Annotated in this window: 1 protein-coding gene; it reads left to right on the forward strand. The window is 65.7% G+C overall.

Features of this window, described 5'->3' with window-relative positions; translation table 11 throughout:
- Positions 1-254 (forward strand): tetratricopeptide repeat protein (locus ABZU91_RS23775; RefSeq protein WP_355244351.1); only part of this gene is annotated, 254 nt, incomplete at both ends.

Consider the following 254-nt stretch of genomic DNA (forward strand, 5'->3'; position numbering starts at 1 on the left):
GGACAACCAGGGCCGTTACGACGATGCCGAGACCGCGTACTGCGAAGTGCTGGCCACCCAAACCCGGGTCTTCGGCACGGAGCACCCCGAAACCCTGTACACCCGCCACAACCTCGCGGTCGTTTTGTACAGACAGGGCCGTTACGGCGAGGCCGAGACCGCGTACTGCGAAGTGCTGGCCACCCGGACCCGGGTCCTCGGCACGGAGCACCCCGACACCCTCAAAACCCGCCACGGACTCGCGCTTATCTTGA

This window comes from Micromonospora sp. NPDC005174 (assembly GCF_040608495.1).
Lineage (GTDB): Bacteria > Actinomycetota > Actinomycetes > Mycobacteriales > Micromonosporaceae > Micromonospora.